At 44.2% G+C, this 16,890-nt stretch carries 12 protein-coding genes; 8 read left to right on the top strand and 4 right to left on the bottom strand.

The window, feature by feature from the left end:
- Positions 1 to 20: 20 nt before the first annotated feature.
- The 3 genes from ACK1U4_RS03480 to hppD all read right to left on the bottom strand — a co-directional run bounded on the left by ACK1U4_RS03480 (position 21) and on the right by hppD (position 2,854).
- Complete coding sequence (locus tag ACK1U4_RS03480; RefSeq protein ID WP_419399981.1) at positions 21 to 1,022, bottom strand: fumarylacetoacetate hydrolase family protein; 1,002 nt, start codon at positions 1,020 to 1,022, stop codon at positions 21 to 23.
- 161 nt (positions 1,023 to 1,183) lie between these two features.
- Complete coding sequence (locus ACK1U4_RS03475) at positions 1,184 to 1,762, bottom strand: VOC family protein (RefSeq protein ID WP_419399980.1); 579 nt, start codon at positions 1,760 to 1,762, stop codon at positions 1,184 to 1,186.
- Positions 1,763 to 1,771: 9 nt separating this feature from the next.
- Complete coding sequence (gene hppD / locus ACK1U4_RS03470) at positions 1,772 to 2,854, bottom strand: 4-hydroxyphenylpyruvate dioxygenase (RefSeq protein WP_419399979.1); 1,083 nt, start codon at positions 2,852 to 2,854, stop codon at positions 1,772 to 1,774.
- A gap of 150 nt (positions 2,855 to 3,004) precedes the next feature.
- On the opposite strand from hppD, the gene ACK1U4_RS03465 reads away from it, so the two are divergent.
- From ACK1U4_RS03465 to fhuB, 8 genes are all read left to right on the top strand, one after another.
- Positions 3,005 to 3,916: a LysR family transcriptional regulator gene (locus ACK1U4_RS03465; RefSeq protein WP_419399978.1), complete on the top strand. Its 912-nt coding sequence runs from the start codon at positions 3,005 to 3,007 to the stop codon at positions 3,914 to 3,916.
- A gap of 151 nt (positions 3,917 to 4,067) precedes the next feature.
- Positions 4,068 to 5,732 (top strand): AMP-binding protein, encoded by a 1,665-nt coding sequence (locus ACK1U4_RS03460; protein ID WP_419399977.1) that lies wholly within the window; start codon positions 4,068 to 4,070, stop codon positions 5,730 to 5,732.
- A gap of 168 nt (positions 5,733 to 5,900) precedes the next feature.
- Positions 5,901 to 6,665 (top strand): 3-hydroxyacyl-CoA dehydrogenase, encoded by a 765-nt coding sequence (locus ACK1U4_RS03455; RefSeq protein WP_419399976.1) that lies wholly within the window; start codon positions 5,901 to 5,903, stop codon positions 6,663 to 6,665.
- 838 nt (positions 6,666 to 7,503) lie between these two features.
- The gene (locus tag ACK1U4_RS03450; protein ID WP_419399975.1) at positions 7,504 to 9,837 is read left to right on the top strand and encodes a TonB-dependent receptor; all 2,334 of its coding nucleotides are present in this window, start codon (positions 7,504 to 7,506) and stop codon (positions 9,835 to 9,837) included.
- Between the two features lie 238 nt (positions 9,838 to 10,075).
- A complete protein-coding gene (locus ACK1U4_RS03445) occupies positions 10,076 to 11,143 on the top strand; it encodes a siderophore-interacting protein (protein ID WP_419399974.1) in 1,068 nt (355 codons plus the stop codon).
- 95 nt (positions 11,144 to 11,238) lie between these two features.
- On the top strand, positions 11,239 to 12,003 hold the full coding sequence (locus ACK1U4_RS03440; protein ID WP_419399973.1) for an ABC transporter ATP-binding protein: 765 nt from the start codon (positions 11,239 to 11,241) through the stop codon (positions 12,001 to 12,003).
- Positions 12,000 to 13,025 carry an ABC transporter substrate-binding protein gene (locus ACK1U4_RS03435; protein ID WP_419399972.1) on the top strand — a complete coding sequence of 342 codons (1,026 nt, stop codon included), beginning with the start codon at positions 12,000 to 12,002 and terminating at the stop codon, positions 13,023 to 13,025. The genes ACK1U4_RS03440 and ACK1U4_RS03435 overlap by 4 nt, the downstream gene beginning before the upstream one ends.
- Before the next feature lie 2 nt (positions 13,026 to 13,027).
- Positions 13,028 to 15,052, top strand: a complete 2,025-nt coding sequence (fhuB, locus tag ACK1U4_RS03430; protein WP_419399971.1) for a Fe(3+)-hydroxamate ABC transporter permease FhuB — start codon at positions 13,028 to 13,030, stop codon at positions 15,050 to 15,052.
- 472 nt (positions 15,053 to 15,524) lie between these two features.
- Here fhuB and ACK1U4_RS03425 read toward each other — a convergent pair whose 3' ends face one another.
- Entirely contained in the window at positions 15,525 to 16,889 is a 1,365-nt protein-coding gene (locus ACK1U4_RS03425; protein ID WP_419399970.1) for a reverse transcriptase family protein, read from the bottom strand.
- Position 16,890: the final 1 nt, after the last annotated feature.

Raw genomic sequence — 16,890 nt, 5'->3', positions numbered from 1 at the left:
GAACTTAGGTCAATTACCTGTTAATAATTGGTATTCACTCGATTACGAATCGTACCAAAAATACTTTGACCTTCAGCATCATTCATGTGAATCGTTACCACATCACCATGTTGCATAAAGGGCGTTTGTGGGCTACCTGTTTCGATGGTTTCGTACATACGCAATTCCGCCAAACAGCAATAGCCAACACCGCCATGTTCTACAGACGAGCCGAATAGATTGTCTTGTTTATTGGATACTGTGCCTGAACCAATGATGCTACCTGCTGACATTGAGCGAGTTTTGCACACATGGCTAATCAGTCTAGCAAAGCTAAAAGTCATATCCGTGCCTGCATTTGGGTAGCCAAATGGCTTATCATTTAAGGTCACAGTTAATGGTAAATGTACCTTGCTATCTTGCCACGCATCGCCCAATTCGTCTGGCGTGACTGCTACAGGGCTAAAGGCACTGGCAGGTTTACTTTGGAAAAAACCAAAGCCTTTGGCTAATTCATTGGGAATCAAATTGCGTAATGACACGTCATTGACGAGCATCACCAAGCGGATTTGCTGGCTGGCTTCGGCTTCGGTCGTGCCTTGTTTTACATCACCTGTCACCACCACCACTTCTGCCTCAAAGTCGATACCCCATTCTGGCTGTGCCAAAATGTCGTCATTCGGGGCAATAAAGCTATCTGAACCACCTTGATACATCAATGGGTCGTCATAAAATGAGGCAGGCACTTCGGCATGACGGGCTTTACGCACCAACTCGACATGGTTCAGGTATGCCGAGCCGTCCGCCCATTGATAGGCTCTTGGCAATGGCGAATGACAGGCAGTTGGGTCAAAGGCTTCCCCAAAACTGCTATCAGCATTCAGTTGGTCGTATAAAGCGGTCAGACTAGGTAGCACCGCCTCCCAATTATCAAGGGCATTTTGTAAGGTCAACGTGGCAGGTTTGGCAAAACGTGTCAAATCACGGCTGACGATAACCAATCGCCCATCACGTCCGTCTTGGTTTAGGGTCGCAAGTTTCATACATTATCCTTTTCATATAGTAAATAAGTAAGCAGAAAATTTTAATTTGATTAACCCCCTCTAACTCCACCTTGTCAGGGGGAGAACCGTTCCCTCCCCTGTGAAGGGGAGGGTTAGGGAGGGGTTATCATATTAATGTTTAATTTTGTCCTGTTACTTAATTAATCATTCGGCGGTTGGCTACCATCATGTAGCCACTGGGCGTGTTTGGGGGCTTTTTTGGTCACTGCCCACTCATTTAACATTTCCCATTTGACCTTATCCAACGCTTGATTCATCTGTGGCGTGGCGACATCATACGCCAACTCGATGCGATGACCATTGGGGTCAAAAAAGTAAATCGAGTGGAATAAGGTGTGATTGGTTGGTCCAATCACCTCAATGCCTTCCGCCAGTAGCCTGTCTTTGGTATCAAGCAAGGTTGCCATGCTATCGACTTTTAGGGCTAAATGCTGTGTCCAAATGGGCGTGTTTTCATCACGCCCCATTTCAGGCTTGGTTGGTAGCTCAAAAAACGCCAAAATATTGCCATTCCCTGCATCCAAAAAAATGTGCATATAAGGGTCAGACTCTTGGGTTGAGGGGACTTTATCTTCAGCAATTGCCAAAATAAAGCCCATGCCTAAGTGTTTTTGATACCATTCTACGGTTTGTTTGGCATCTTTACAGCGATACGCAACATGATGAATCCCTTGAGGAATTTGCATCAGTGGAGTTTGAGCAATCGGTTGTGCTGACATACTGCCTCCTTATTGCGTTTCTAATGCACCACGGCGGATTTGGTCACGTTCCATGGATTCAAATAACGCCTTAAAGTTACCCTCGCCAAAGCCTTCACGATAATCGCCTTTACGTTGGATAAATTCAAAAAACACAGGGCCCATCACGGTTTCTGAGAAAATTTGTAATAACAAACGGGGGCTACCGCCTTCAGTCGTACCATCCAGCAAGATACCACGAGTTTGTAAGGCTTCGACATTTTCACCATGATTTGGCAAACGCTCATCCAACATCTCATAATAAGTCGCTGGTGGGGCAGTCATCAACGGTACACCTGCTTGACGTAAGCTATCAATGGTAGTCAGCAAGTCATCACTCAATAGGGCAATGTGCTGAATCCCTTCGCCATTAAACTGCATCAAGTATTCTTCAATTTGACCGCCACCTTGTTTTGATTCTTCATTCAATGGAATACGAATCATACCGTCTGGGGCAGTCATGGCTTTACTGGTCAAGCCTGTATATTCGCCTTTGATGTCAAAGTAGCGGATTTCACGGAAATTAAAGATTTTTTCATAAAATGAAGCCCAATACGCCATACGACCACGATAGACATTGTGGGTCAAGTGGTCAATCAAGCGAAGACCGTGACCTTTGGGGTGTTTGTCCACATTTGGCAGGTATTCAAAATCAATATCATAAATCGTGTTATTTTCACCAAAACGGTCAATCAAATAAATCAAACTACCGCCAATGCCTTTGATAGCAGGGAGTTTTAGCTCCATTGCATTGGTTGCCAAATCAACAGGTTGAGCCCCCATTTCAATGGCACGTTCATAGGCTTGTTGGGCATTTTTGACACGAAAACCCATGCCACACGCCCCAGCACCATGCTCATCGGCAAAATAGGAGGCAGGGCTTTTGGCTTCACGGTTAAGGATAAAATTGATATCACCTTGACGGTATAACGCCACGTCTTTTGAGCGGTGATTGGCAACATGGGTAAAGCCCAATTTGACAAATAATTCTGCCAGTTTTTCAGGCTCTGGTGAGCTGTACTCGACAAACTCAAAACCTTGTAATCCCATTGGATTTTCAAATAAATCAGTCATTTGCTGTTACTCCATGTTAGCGAATTGCTTATTCAATGATGACAAATAAATAATGACAAAACGAAATTTTGCCACCGTATGGACGTGATAATATGCTAGTATGATTTATAAGACTATCAGTATTTTTTTATTTATTTATCGGAAAAACTAATGAATGTGAGCTTTCGACAATTACGAGCCTTTGTCACCGTGGCTGAAAGTGGCAGTTTTAGCCGAGCCTCGAGCAAATTATTTTTGACCCAATCGGCATTAAGTGGGCTAATAAAAGACCTAGAGCAGAGTATTGACGTAAAGTTATTTGACCGTACTACTCGCCAAGTCAACCTCTCAACGATGGGCGAACACCTATTACCACAAGCCAAACGGGTGTTAAATGAACTCACATTATTTGAAACCCAAGCCCAAGAATTGACCAGTTTGGAGCAAGGGCAGATACGCATGGCAGTGTCGCAACAATTTGCCGCCTCTGCCATGCCGATTATTATTGCTGAGTTTTGTCAAAAATATCCGCATATTCACATTCAATTGGTGGATTGTTCGGTGGAATCCGTGCTAAAGCACCTACAGGATAATGCGGTGGATTTGGGGATTGGGGCAGAAAGGCGTTATGAACAGCACATTCATGCCGAATTGCTGTTTGAATTGCCATTTTTTGTGGTAGTACCGCCCATGCACCCTTTGGCACAGCAGTCGCAGGTGGCTTGGTCAGCCCTTGAGCATGAGCCGTTGATTACCTTGACAGGGCCGTTTACTCAAAAATTGTATGCCGATTTACCCCAAACCCTTGCCAAGCCGATTTTAAAACCGCAATACGAAGTCAATTTACTCTCCACCGCACTGGGTATGACTGCCAAAAACCTCGGGATTACCCTGTGTTTGCCGTATGCCAAAGACTGGGTGCAACAGCAAAATTTACAAATGCGACTGTTGGTCGAGCCCGTCATTACACGCCGATTTTTATTATACCGTCAAAAAAACCGTGCGTTATCCCCTGCTATGCAGACATTTGTTAATTTTTTATTGGACTATCCGACCAGTGAATTATGGGGAGTTTTGCCTTGATAAAGGTATGGTTAAAATAGAGGATGATATTATAACGATACAAAATATCTCATAATACTTGAAATTTTATAAAAAATTGGGCAAACTAATACCACTAAGGGTAAAATTTTTACCCAATCCCTATTTCACGGACGACTTTAGGAGTGTTTTCATGGAAAGTCAAAAACCTGTCACCCACCATTATCAAAGCTATATCGACCAATTCAACATTGACCAACTCGAAAGCCAAATCCTAAAAGGCTGTCGTATCAACGGCATTAACGCCTATGTTGAATGCTGTGGTCGCCATGCCGAATCCGACAAAGCCAACAAAGTCGCCCTTGTTCACGAAGATACCAATGGTAATACCAATAAAATCACCTATGCGGAACTAGATAGACTCAGTGGCAAAATGGCAAATCTGCTCACTTCGCTAGGCGTTAAAAAAGGCGACCGAGTGTCTACCATGCTATCTCGTACCCCAAATTTATTAGCCGTTATTGTGGGTGCATGGCGAATTGGGGCAGTGTATCAGCCATTATTTACCGCATTTGGTGTCGAAGCCATTGAGTATCGCCTTGAAAAAGCCGATACCAAAGTGGTATTTACTGATGCTCATAACCGTGAAAAATTCAACGAAATCAAAAATCTACCAAAAATGGTGATGGTCGGTACAGCCGAAGAAGCCCAATTACATGGTGATTTACAATTTGATAGCCTAATGGCAGAACAAAGCGATGAGTGTGAACCTGTGATGTTGACAGGGGAAGAGCCATTCTTGCAAATGTTTACCTCTGGCACGGTTGGCAAATCTAAAGGCGTGGCAGTGCCACTCAAAGCCTTGACTGCTTTCTATTTATATATGGTTGATGCAGTCGGTCTGACCGATGAAGACAACTTCTGGAACATGGCTGATCCGGGTTGGGCATATGGCTTGTATTATGCCATCACAGGGCCGTTGCTATTGGGAGCAACCACCCACTTTAATGAAGCAGGCTTTAACGCCCAGCATACCCTTGATTTTATCAAAAACCATAAAATCACCAACTTAGCCGCCTCACCAACCGCTTTCCGTATGATGAAATCGAGTGGTGTGTTTGATAAAAAAGCCGATGAATTACCACTATTGACTCGTATCAGTTCGGCAGGTGAAACGCTGAATACCGAAGTGGTGACATGGATTAATGACAATCTTGATGCGGTGATTCTTGACCATTATGGACAAACCGAACTTGGCATGGCGTGCTGTTGCCACCATATCCTAGAGCATGACAAACCAATCGGCTCAATGGGCGTGCCATTGGCAGGCTATCGTTTGGCAGTGCTAGACGAAAATCACAATGAAGTGGCAAATGGTGTCGAAGGACAATTGGCGGTTGACGTGGTAAATTCACCTTCGCTATTTTTCCAAGGCTATACTTGGAACGAAAAAAATCCGTTTGAAAATGGCTATTACCTTACTGGCGATATGGTCGAAAAACATGATGATGGCACGTTTTGGTTCTCTGGACGTGATGACGATATTATCACCACCGCAGGCTACCGTGTTGGGCCTACCGATGTCGAAAACACCGTGATGGAGCATGAAGCGGTGGTCGAAACTGCAGCGATTGGCGTGCCTGATGAGATTCGTGGTCATGTGATTAAGTCGTATGTAGTGCTAAAAGATGGCTATAGCGGTAGCGATGAGCTTGCCAAAGAAATCCAAAGCCTTGTCCATGAACGTCTATCGGCTCATGCGTACCCTCGTATTGTCGAGTTTATTGATGCATTGCCAAAAACCCCAAGTGGTAAAGTCCAACGCTTTATGCTACGCAATATGAGTGTGGCTCATTAGTTTTTAACACTAAGGCTTACGCAAAAAGACACTGGATTCCTGCATTCGCAGGAATGACGGAACTATTTTAATTGCTCGTCACCCCTGTGCATACAGGGGTCTAGCGTCTTTATTCAGAGAAATGAAGTTATAATTAGTGTACGTTCTAAACACATATAAGGAATGGTTATGCAAATCCAAAACAATACCTTTTTAATCACAGGCGGTGCGTCAGGTCTTGGCGAAGCCACCACTCGCTACTTGGTAGCTCAAGGTGCAAATATCATCATCGCTGACTTGAATCAAGAAGCAGGCGATAAATTGGTTAGCGAACTGGGTGACAAGGTATTATTTGCCAAATGTGATATTACCAGTGAAACTGATGTCAAAAATGCCATTGATGCAGGGGTTACCAAATTCGGCAAACTCTCAGGCTCGGTCAACTGTGCAGGTATCGTGGTGGTACAAAAACTACTGGATAAAGAAGGCAATCCTGCTGATTTGGATAAATTTGCTAAAGGTATCCAAATTAACCTGATTGGTACATTTAACGTGGCTCGTTTGGTTGCCAGTCAGCTTGCCAAAAATGAGGTTGAAGCCAATGAAGATAAAGGTATCATTATCAATACCGCTTCGATTGCTGCCTTTGATGGTCAAGTCGGACAAGGTAGCTATTCATCATCGAAAGCAGGTGTGGTTGGCTTGACGCTACCACTGGCTCGTGAATTGGCACGTCATCAAGTGCGTATTATGACCATCGCCCCCGGAATTTTCGGCACGCCAATGATGGCAAGTTTGCCAGAAAATGCTCGCACAAGCCTTGAGCAAGCTGTGCCTTTTCCTAAGCGATTGGGTCATCCAGAGGAATTTGCCAAATTGGTCGCTCATATCATCGAAAATAGCTATATGAATGGTGAAGTCATTCGTTTGGATGGTGCGATTCGTATGAATTAATGCGTAGTAGTGAAGTTATAAAATGTAAGGTGCGTCTAACGCACCTTTCGTTTATCTTGAACAAAAATTTATACAGAATTTGCTATGATGTTAGGTTTTTTACAAGTATAAGTAAAATATTACTATGGTGAAAGAAATTTAAAATTGGTACGTTTCCGTTCGTGGTGAGCTTGCCGAACCATAACGGAAACTGACCCTTCGATAAGCTTAGGGCGAGCGGTTTTCGTACCAAAAAATAATTTCTATGACTATATTGAGATGCCTAAGAAAAAAGCCAGCTTGTACCTTTGTCATCGTGAGGATTTTTATCAATCAAACGGCTATCAAAGTTTTTATCCAACAATCACAGATACTTTGTAATCCTAGCTTAGGGTCGTATGGGTAATTACTGATATGTCAAAACACACACTACAGTCACTGTCAAATTCTGTTGTGATTTTTCGCTCCTACTTGGCGGTATAGTCGTCAGTCATTGGCAAGTTTTGGTTTGGCTTGCGATGGCGTATGTCAATTATCGTCAGATACAAGCTGTTAATGAGGTCGGTATTTTACAGGAGCTATTGCTATTAATAGGGGGGATGTTATTGCTTAGTTTGCCCTTTGCATTTGCATTACCAAGAACATCGAGTCGTTTTATCAATCAACAATAATCATAAATCATAAATCATAAATTAAGGGGAGTCTTTTACAGTCTCTCAAGAGTTAAAATTTTTTCAAAATAACAAATAATAATGATTATCATTATCAATAAAATATGCTAATATTACTCACTTGTTACAGAACCAAAATAATTTGTTAGATTTGAGTGAGTATTTTTATGTATCAAAAAGCTTTTATAATGACCCTGCTAGCAGTTGCGGTTAACCAACAACTGCATGCCGAAACCGCCAAAGCACAAATATCAGCGAACGATGATATACCTACCACAACGTTGGATGAGTTGACATTCTATTCCGAAATCAAATCAGGCACGGCATTGGCACAAAAAATCAGTGAAATGCCTGAAGTTACCCAAGTCATTACCGAAAAACAAATTTCCCAACAAGCAGTAGCAGGTCGTACCGTCATTGATGTGTTGGGGCAACTTGTGCCAAGCTTAGGCGTGGGCAGTGGTACAGCGAGTAACTTTGGCATGACTATGCACGGCAGACCCGTCCAATACCTTATCAATGGCGTACCCTTGACAGGCTCTCGAGATATTTCACGCCAAATCAATAGCATCAACCCTGAACAGTTAGAGCGTATCGAAGTCTTGTCAGGGGCAACCAGTATCTATGGGGCTGGGGCAACAGGTGGACTGATTAATCTAGTGACCAAATCTAGCTACCAACAAGGGCTACATGGTGAAAGTCGTATCGGTGTATCGAGCAATAATAATTTTAACAAAGATGCGTTGGGTTATAGTGCTGGGCAGACAGTGACTTTTGGTAACGACAAGCTTAACGCTCGAGTAGATGTGGATTATGAATCAAGGGGTGGACGCTTTGATAGTGGCAATAAACGCATTGCCCCAGAAGTTTGGCAAACGGATTTACAAGATACTGATAGTTTGAGTGTCAACACCAATCTCAACTATCAAGCCACACCCACACAAAACATCAATTTGGCGGCTACTTATTATAAAGACGCACAAGATACCGACTATGCCCCTGATTATGGCAAAGGGTTAGGTGTGCTACTCAAAGGCGATACGCCATCAATGCAAGCCATCAAAGGGTTGCAATTAGACAATCAACCCTTTACCAAAAAATCCACCGTGAGCCTTAACTACAATAACAGTGATATCAAAGGCTCTAATCTGAACGTGACAGGTTATTATCGTCAAGAAGACGGACGCTATTATCCGACACCTGCCCCCATATCGGTCAAACCTGCCTATCCCTTGATTGACAGTTTGGCAGTTGATAACGCAACCAAAGACAAATATAAAAAGAAACTGGCAAATAGTGCCTACAGTATCTTGCAATCGACAGCGGATATCAATGTGATGGGTCTGCGTGCCGCCATGCAAACCCCCAGTACATGGCAAGATAAAAAGCTATTATGGAGCTATGGTGCTGACTATGAGCGAGAAACAGACAAACAGCATTACGATGGTAGCGACCTGAAAACCTTTATTGACAGTAATGGGCTGACGATTCAGCCGAACAATGCACGCTACACCGCAGGCCCAAACAGCACCATTGATAAGGTAGGGGCATTTGTTAATTTAGATGCTGATATTACGGACAAGTGGCATGTGAGTGGCGGTGTTCGCTACCAAAACATCACCAGCAAGACAGATGCCTTTACCACTCGTAACGAAGCCCAATTACAAGATTTATTGGCTCAGTTCAAGTTGCCTTATCAAGCAGGTAGTGTGCCTGCAGGTGAAACCCGCCATAACAAAACCTTATTTAATCTTGGGGCAAGTTATAACATCGCACCCCAACAGAAAATTTTTGCTAACTTTTCTCAAGGCTTTAATCTACCCGATATTCAGCGGGTACTACGAGATGTGAATGTCGGCTTTAAGGTTAATTCTGATACGGTTGCACCGATTACAGTCAATAACTATGAGCTTGGTTGGCAGGGTGATTTTGACAAAACCCAAGCCAAAGTCGTGGGGTTTTATAATACCTCAGATAAAGTGGTGCAGTTTACCAAGGATTTTAATGTTGTCGCTGCTGATACCGATGAGAGAATCTATGGGGTTGAAGCCAGTATCAATCACCGATTTAATCAAGAGTGGTCGGCAGGTTCTAGTCTTGCTTATGGCAAAGGCGAATATAAAGATGCGGTAGGTACTTGGCGTGATTTGGGGGCATTTCGAGTAACCCCACTCAAAGCAACAGCGTATGCACAATATACCTTCCCACAAGGCAGTAGCCTTCGCCTGCAAGGTAATGCGATTGGCGGTACAGATGATGCTTATAACGATATGCAGGCTGCAGCGGTGGATAAGAATATTAGCAAATCTCGTGAAGCGAAAATCACAGGCTATGCCACACTGGATTTATTAGGGCAAGTCAAACTGGGTAAAGGCGATTTAGCATTTGGGGTCTATAACCTCACCAATACTCGCTATCGTAGCGTGTTTAACCAATCCGCCGAAGCGATTGCAGGTCCTTTGGCAGGGCAAGAAGCCCAAGGGCGGACTTATGGTCTGCAATATCGCCTAAACTGGTTCTAAACCGTCTTTGCCTACTTTCTGGCTAATCTGAAATGAAAATGAACGCCGCTCGCCCTGAGCTAAGTCGAGGGGTGGCGGTCGTTATGGTTCGACAAGCTCACCACCAACGACCTTGTTCACTATAATTTTTCGAAACTTTTTTCAAAAACCCTATCCAAAGCTATGCCAAAACCGTTATCTGTTTACATGATAAAGGGTTTTGGCAGGGTTTAAATCAGTGAATCAAAAATATCTTACTATGCAAACGTTGCCACCTACCCCTATCAGTGACCCTAATATCACCCCTTTTTTGGCAGACATTATCTCGCATATCAATGATGAGCATGCCCATGATTTACGCACGATAGCCGAAGCTAAGCTGGGTGAGTTATCTCAACAAATCACTGTGTCGGTTGAGCAGATTTATCACCATGGTTTTGAGATGAAGGTCTGCCAGTTAGCCACTCATAACGCCATAGCCAATACGCCAAGCCAAGAAATGCCCTTGCCTGTTTTGCACCGCTTATGGGTGGATTTTGACCAACCTATTGAGCAATTAGAGGACTTGATGGTGGCGTATGTCAAAGTCCTAGAGCGTAGCCAACGCAAGCTCGGTAGATTGCCGATTCAAACGCTTGAGCGAAAATTTACGTTTGTAGAAGGGTTTTTTGTGACCAAGAATATGTATCGTATGGTATTAACTGCACCAAACGATACAGTCATTGACCAAGCAGGCTATGCGTATTTATTTGATATCGATGAGTCGCTGGTTGATAGCACCAAAGATAGCAGACCCCGACCACACCGTTATTATACCCTTCGCCAAGCCACCAAAACCCCGTCAAATGCTGAATTTTGGATAGATGTCTATGTGCATGGAGATAATCTTGGCAGTCGTTGGGCGACATCCCGCAAGCTTGGCGATACCATCACCACCCAGCGAGAGTTTGCCGAGCATATTCATCATTTGCATCATGGCAAAGCCTTGCTTATAGCGGATGAAACATCATTGCCGACTGTGGCACGGCTACTTGAGCAATGGCAAAATCCTATCCCACCTGTGGTGATGGTCATAACCCACAATGCCACCGAACAGGCGTATTTATCACACAGTGCAAGTGCCACGCCTTATCGCTTAATTCAAATAAATCATTATGATAGCCATGCCATACAGGGGCATATTCAGCAATTATTGGATGAACAGCTGACCTTTGACAGTGTGTGGGGCGGACTGCAAGCAGGGCTGGTAAAAACGCTCAGACCTTGGTTGCAACAAGCCTTAGCCATGAATAGACAGCAGATGGTTTTAAAAGTTTATTGGCGATGATAACCCTTGCTATGGCAGGTTCTTAACTTTAACGCTGACAATTTATCAGCGTTATTCATTGAAAAAAATTCTTAAAATTTTAGACGAGATACTCGATGCTGACAATCAATCAAGTCGCTTGGCAACAAAGTAATACCCCCATACTTGAAGACATTTCTTGTGATATTACCCAAGGCAAACTGTATGCCCTTATTGGTCAAAATGGCTCAGGAAAATCTTCACTCATCAAACTCATGGCAGGTGAAATGTTGCCCTCACACGGTGATATCCGTGTTGATGATACGCCTTTACGACAATTAGGCGGTAAGGCATTGGGCAGAAAAATCGCCTATCTACCGCAGAGTTTACCTGCGACCCACGCATTTACCGTGGAAGAATTGGTGATGTTGGGGCGTTACCCTTGGCAACGTTGGCTTAGTAAGCCTGTCCAAGCCGACCGAGATATTGTCGAACACAGTATGCACCAAACCCAAATTCAGCATAAAGCGACACAGGCGGTTGCTTCATTGTCGGGGGGTGAGCGAGCAAGGGCTTGGCTTGCGATGGCATTGGCACAGCAAACCCGCTACCTACTGCTTGATGAGCTATTAGCCCCGTTGGATATTGTCTATCAAGTCGAAATTTTACGTTTATTACGTCAGTTGGCAAAAGAGCGTGAATTGGGCGTGGTATTGATTATCCATGATATCAATCTGTCGGCTCAGTTTTGTGATGATATCATCGCCCTTAAAGACGGCAAGCTCTGTCATCTGGGTAGCGTGCAAGATACCATGAACCAAGCGGTGCTTGAGTCGATATTTGGGGTATCGCTACGCTTGATTGACCACCCTGAGCATGACTATAAGGTGGCAATCTTATGACAAAAACCAGCCGATACACGACCCATAATCGCTTGGCTCAGTTAAGCCGTTGTTTTAGCAGTGTTTTACTGGGTTTTGGGTTGGTGGCTTGTCATTCTAATACGACCACTGCCACCCGTGATACGCCTGCCTCTGTGCATATAACACAAGCCCCACGCATTCTAACCCCTGATTGGGGAATTGCCGCCGAATTAACAGCTTTGGGCTATCCACCCATTGCCACAGGCGACTTGCGAATGTATGAGCAATGGATGGGAAAACCGCTACCTGAGCAGACCATTGACCTTGGTATTCGTTATCAGCCCAACCCAGAGCTTATCGCACAACTGAATGTCGATTTGGTGATTGATAACTTTTTTTATGAACATATCCGCCCGATGTATGGCAGTGTGCCTACCAAGTCAGTGCTATTTCAAGCCAAAGGGGATGTCGCTACTTGGCAGGACTTTGCCAACGCTAGCATAGCACTGGGTCAAATTCTGCAAGAAGCTGGCAACCCACAAGCCAAGGAACGAGTGCAGACTTACCTTACCCAAAGTCAGCAGGTCTTACAACAACAAGGACAGCAATTTAGGCATCGTTATCCTAATATCAAAAAATTGGCAATCGTACAGTTTGCGGATGCAGGGCATTTGCGTTTGTATGTTGACAATAGCCTATTTAAAGTTGCCACTGACCAACTCGGTGTATCACTTGTCAGTTTTCATAAAGGTAATAAATGGGGCTTTAGCAATATTGAGCTAGCAGAATTGGCAAAACTTGAGAACGACAGTTGTCTGATAGTGATAAAACCCTTTAGTCATATGCTACAAGCCGAACTTGACAAAAGCCTGCTATGGCGACAACTTGGCTTTGGGCATAAGCGGTGCATGGCTATGATAGACCCTATTTGGTCGTATGGTGGGGGCATCGCCTCCATACGTCAATTTGCTGACCACTTAAGCCAAACGCCCTTACAAGGCATAGCACCACCAAACCTGTCATCCCTACCATTGTCAAACACGACCAAGCCAAAGGGGTAAACATGAAAAAAAACGTTATTACCCAAAATACCCGTAGCCGAGTTGTTGATAAGTCTTTTGTTAAGCAGTCTATTGGCATGATATGTTGGCTTGGGCTGATTGTTGCTAGTAGTTACTATCTATTCGCTCAATTATGGCATGCCCCTATTGCTAATTTGTTTATGGTAAGCCAACAGTTAAGCGTACAGGAGCTAGCCACACAGCTCAAACTATTACCCACCACATTAGTAGCTATCATGGCAGGTGGGCTACTGGGAGTTGCCAGTCTGTTGCTACAACAACTGGTAAAAAATCCACTGGCATCAGATACCACACTGGCGGTGGGTAGCGGTGCTCAAATGGCACTGTTGATAGTCACCTTGTTTTTGCCAAATCTTGGCTTGTATGGTAATTTTTGGGTGGCACTGATTGGCTCACTTATGAGTATGGGGCTGGTGTGGCTGATGGCGATGCCAAGCCGTTTTAATCCTGTGGTTTTAGTTTTGTCTGGCTTGATTATCAATATTTTCTTTTCAGCTTTGTCCTCATTAATGATGTTGTTTTTTTCGGAAAAATCCTTGGGCATCATGGTTTGGGGTGGGGGTGTGCTATCTCAATTGGGTTGGCAAAGTACCCAGTTACTTGCCATTACCACAATCGCTCTGCCCCTTTTGGTTGTTCCTTTACTCAAACCACTTAGCTTGATGAGCTTGGATGATACCCAAGCCAAAAGTCTGGGTGTGCCTATTACCACGATACGAGCTTTGGTATTGATATTGGTGGCGGTACTGGTGGCTTTGGTTGTCAGTCAGGTCGGGGTGTTGAGCTTTGTGGGGCTGGGTGCGGCGACTTTGGTTAATATAAGTCGGGTACGACAGTTAGCCAGTCGGTTGGTATTGGGGTTTTTGATGGGTGGTGGGCTGTTATGGCTTGCCAGTAATGTGGTGATGATGCTCATGCAAAAAATGCCTGTGGTGATTCCTGTGGGGGCAATCACAGGTATTTTGGGTGCACCTTTGATTATTTGGGTGATTTTACGGCAGAGCCACCAAAGGCTCGGTGATACGGCGAGTTTCACCCACTATCGACAGCGAGTCATTACTGCCATGACTTATGTGGGTTTAAGTTTGGCATTGTTTGTCATCATTATGATGGCATTGGGGTTTACCAAAAATATCCATACTGGCGGTTGGGGGCTATCATGGGATAGCGAGATGATTTATCAATTTCGCTTACCCAGAACGCTTAGTGCGGCTGCCACAGGGGTTATGCTGGCAACGGCAGGTGTGATGATTCAATCTTATACCCGAAACCCGATGGCAAGCCCTGAAGTGCTAGGTATCAGCTCTGGCTCTGCGGTGGGTGTGCTGATTTATCTACTGATTGCCTCGTTATTAGGCTTGCCACTGGCATTGGGTAGTATTTTTGTTGGCGGTATTGTGGGTGCATTGGCAACCTTGTGGCTGATTTTAATATTGTCTAAAAAATTAAGCTCGGATTATTTGATTTTAGTTGGGGTGGCGATAGGGGCGTTGATGAATGGTGTCCTAAGCTTAATCAATTTGGCAGGCGACCCAAGACTACAGTCGATATTAAGTTGGCTATCTGGTACAACGTATAGTGCCCGCCCCGAAACCGTATGGTGGCTTATCGCCTTTGCGATTATCTTGGTCGCTTGCGGTTGGCTATTAATTGAGCCCCTTCGGTTATTGAGCCTAGGGCGTTCAGTCGCTAGGTCGTTAGGGCTTGGTATTCGGATGGCGGATATGGCTATCTTGTTGGTGATTGCTGGCTTAAGTACAGCGACGACCCTAGCCGTTGGTCCGTTAAGTTTTGTGGGGCTGATGATACCACACTTGGCGACTTATTTCGGGGCGGTTAATCTGAATCAACAATTACCGATTAGTATGTTATTTGGGGCAATTTTGATGGTATTGGCTGACTGGTTGGGTCGGTATGCGATTTTCCCTTATGAAATCCCTGCAGGCACAATCGCATCCATAATAGGCGGTGTGTACTTTATGTGGTTGATACGAAAAACATCTTAAATTTATCCGGTTAGGGGTAATCTGAGAATTTGAAACATATAGGGCGGTAATTAGGATTCATCACAGAATTCGGGTTATATAGAATTATAAGAAATTTTGTCGAGTATTTCAGTATTATAAATCTGCGTGATTATGGAGTTAGCCCATGGAAAGCAGATGTTTTCCATAGGTTTTTAATTTTTTTGAAAATAAACCAATTTACTGAATTTGACTACCCCATCAAGTCCAGTATAATAAAAACCTGCAAATTTTTATCAAAAATAGTTTAATATGAGTGTTATTTTCCATTTTTTACCAAAAATTTGGACAATTTTAGCTTAAAATAATATTAAAAGTAAATAAAAGTAATTATTTTGCATTATGATCCGAATTCTGTGCTAACCCCTAAAGTCGAGTTTGCAAATGGTGAAATTAGATTATCTTTGTTGGCTTTAAAAAAGATTATAAACAGATTCTTAGATTTATCAATCAATCATGATTGCATAGATTGTTTAACCTTCGATGCCGTTACTTTCAGCTCTATCGCCTTTAACTGGCTCAAAAACCGTTGCCCCACCACTGGCTCTGCCATGGCTATCCATGACGCATAGCCTCGCAGTTGGTTAAAGGTTTCGCCTTGTCGCAGTGGCTTGCCCTGCTCAAGGTTATGAATAATGGCTCGTAGCTTACGTTTGATTGCACGAGGTACACGAGGCACACCGTCACCATTCACTACCAGCCCTGTCACCTGTTGCACACCGCCTTGGTGAATGACGTTGGTCTTTTGGGCATTAATCGCAAAGCCTTCTTCACTCAAAATCTTCGCTACCGAGCCTAATAGTGTACTAATTAGGGCGTTTTTTGCGTCTTTTTCGATGACAGTACCACTTGCCAAACTAAAGGTCAAATCATCAGCATAACGGCTATAACGCAACCCATGTTTATCGGCAAGCCCTGCCAAACGGCGGTCAAGGTTTAGGCAAATGATATTGGTAAGGGCAGGACTGGTGGGCGCACCTTGTGGCAAACAACGCTCCGCCAATGCCACATACAAGGTAGCATTGCCTTGCTTCACCAATTGACGAGGGGATTCGGTACATAGCATGGCAAATAAGGTCGCCAGTTGCTCGGCATAGCCTGCTTGACGAAACACGCCTTTGACACGTCGCCAGTTAATCGACGGAAAAAAGTCTTTGATATCCATTTTGACAAGCAGTTGGCTATTGGTATGGTTTTCGGCATTGGTGACAATGGATTTACCTCGCACAAAGCCATGAGCCGAGCCGTGAATCAGCATGGGATTAAGGATATTGTCCAAAATCCAACGTTGGGCGTATTTGAGGCGTGGGATAGGCGACCAAATTTGGCGTTCGCCCCCACTACGTTTGGCAATGGTAAAATGGGTGTAAGGCAAACGAGTGGCAACATCACGGTGAAAACACAAGCCTTTTAGTTGAGGAATGGTAAGGTTGAGTTGGTCGGCTAATGCTTTGGCGTTTTTAAAGGTCGGCAGTTGGCTTTCCAATAATCGCTTTGCACCGTCTGTGGCATCCCATTGGTCTTCACTGGTGTCATCCGACCAATAAATCCCTTGCCCCAAATACACGATATGGTTGGCTTTGTAGGCTTGCCATGCTTCTTTTTTGAGTTTGCGTTGCTCAAGGGCTTCTTGTTTTAGCTGTTTTTTATAGCGTTCACGCTCAGCAGGGGGCATATTGTCAATTGGTTTTCGCTCGACCAAAAAGCCATGCTGTTTCATCTGTGCCATGACGTATTGATAGCGTCCGCCTGCTTGTTCAATCGCTTGCCAGCGTTGTTCCCATTGTTGTTGTAGGCTAGTGTGTGTAGTGTTTGTCATG

The sequence above is a fragment of the Moraxella sp. TY6 genome (assembly GCF_048551375.1).
GTDB lineage: Bacteria > Pseudomonadota > Gammaproteobacteria > Pseudomonadales > Moraxellaceae > Faucicola.
This window is presented reverse-complemented; position numbering and strand designations above follow the sequence as displayed.

Bases quoted from the DNA above. Each gene is read 5' to 3' on its own strand.
- ACK1U4_RS03435 (WP_419399972.1), top strand. From the start codon at position 12,000: ATGACAAAAACCAGCCGATACACGACCCATAATCGCTTGGCTCAGTTA.
- fhuB (WP_419399971.1), top strand. From the start codon at position 13,028: ATGAAAAAAAACGTTATTACCCAAAATACCCGTAGCCGAGTTGTTGAT.
- ACK1U4_RS03445 (WP_419399974.1), top strand. From the start codon at position 10,076: ATGCAAACGTTGCCACCTACCCCTATCAGTGACCCTAATATCACCCCT.
- ACK1U4_RS03450 (WP_419399975.1), top strand. From the start codon at position 7,504: ATGACCCTGCTAGCAGTTGCGGTTAACCAACAACTGCATGCCGAAACC.
- ACK1U4_RS03440 (WP_419399973.1), top strand. From the start codon at position 11,239: ATGCTGACAATCAATCAAGTCGCTTGGCAACAAAGTAATACCCCCATA.
- ACK1U4_RS03465 (WP_419399978.1), top strand. From the start codon at position 3,005: ATGAATGTGAGCTTTCGACAATTACGAGCCTTTGTCACCGTGGCTGAA.
- ACK1U4_RS03480 (WP_419399981.1), bottom strand. From the start codon at position 1,022: ATGAAACTTGCGACCCTAAACCAAGACGGACGTGATGGGCGATTGGTT.
- ACK1U4_RS03475 (WP_419399980.1), bottom strand. From the start codon at position 1,762: ATGTCAGCACAACCGATTGCTCAAACTCCACTGATGCAAATTCCTCAA.
- ACK1U4_RS03455 (WP_419399976.1), top strand. From the start codon at position 5,901: ATGCAAATCCAAAACAATACCTTTTTAATCACAGGCGGTGCGTCAGGT.
- ACK1U4_RS03460 (WP_419399977.1), top strand. From the start codon at position 4,068: ATGGAAAGTCAAAAACCTGTCACCCACCATTATCAAAGCTATATCGAC.
- hppD (WP_419399979.1), bottom strand. From the start codon at position 2,854: ATGACTGATTTATTTGAAAATCCAATGGGATTACAAGGTTTTGAGTTT.
- ACK1U4_RS03425 (WP_419399970.1), bottom strand. From the start codon at position 16,889: ATGACAAACACTACACACACTAGCCTACAACAACAATGGGAACAACGC.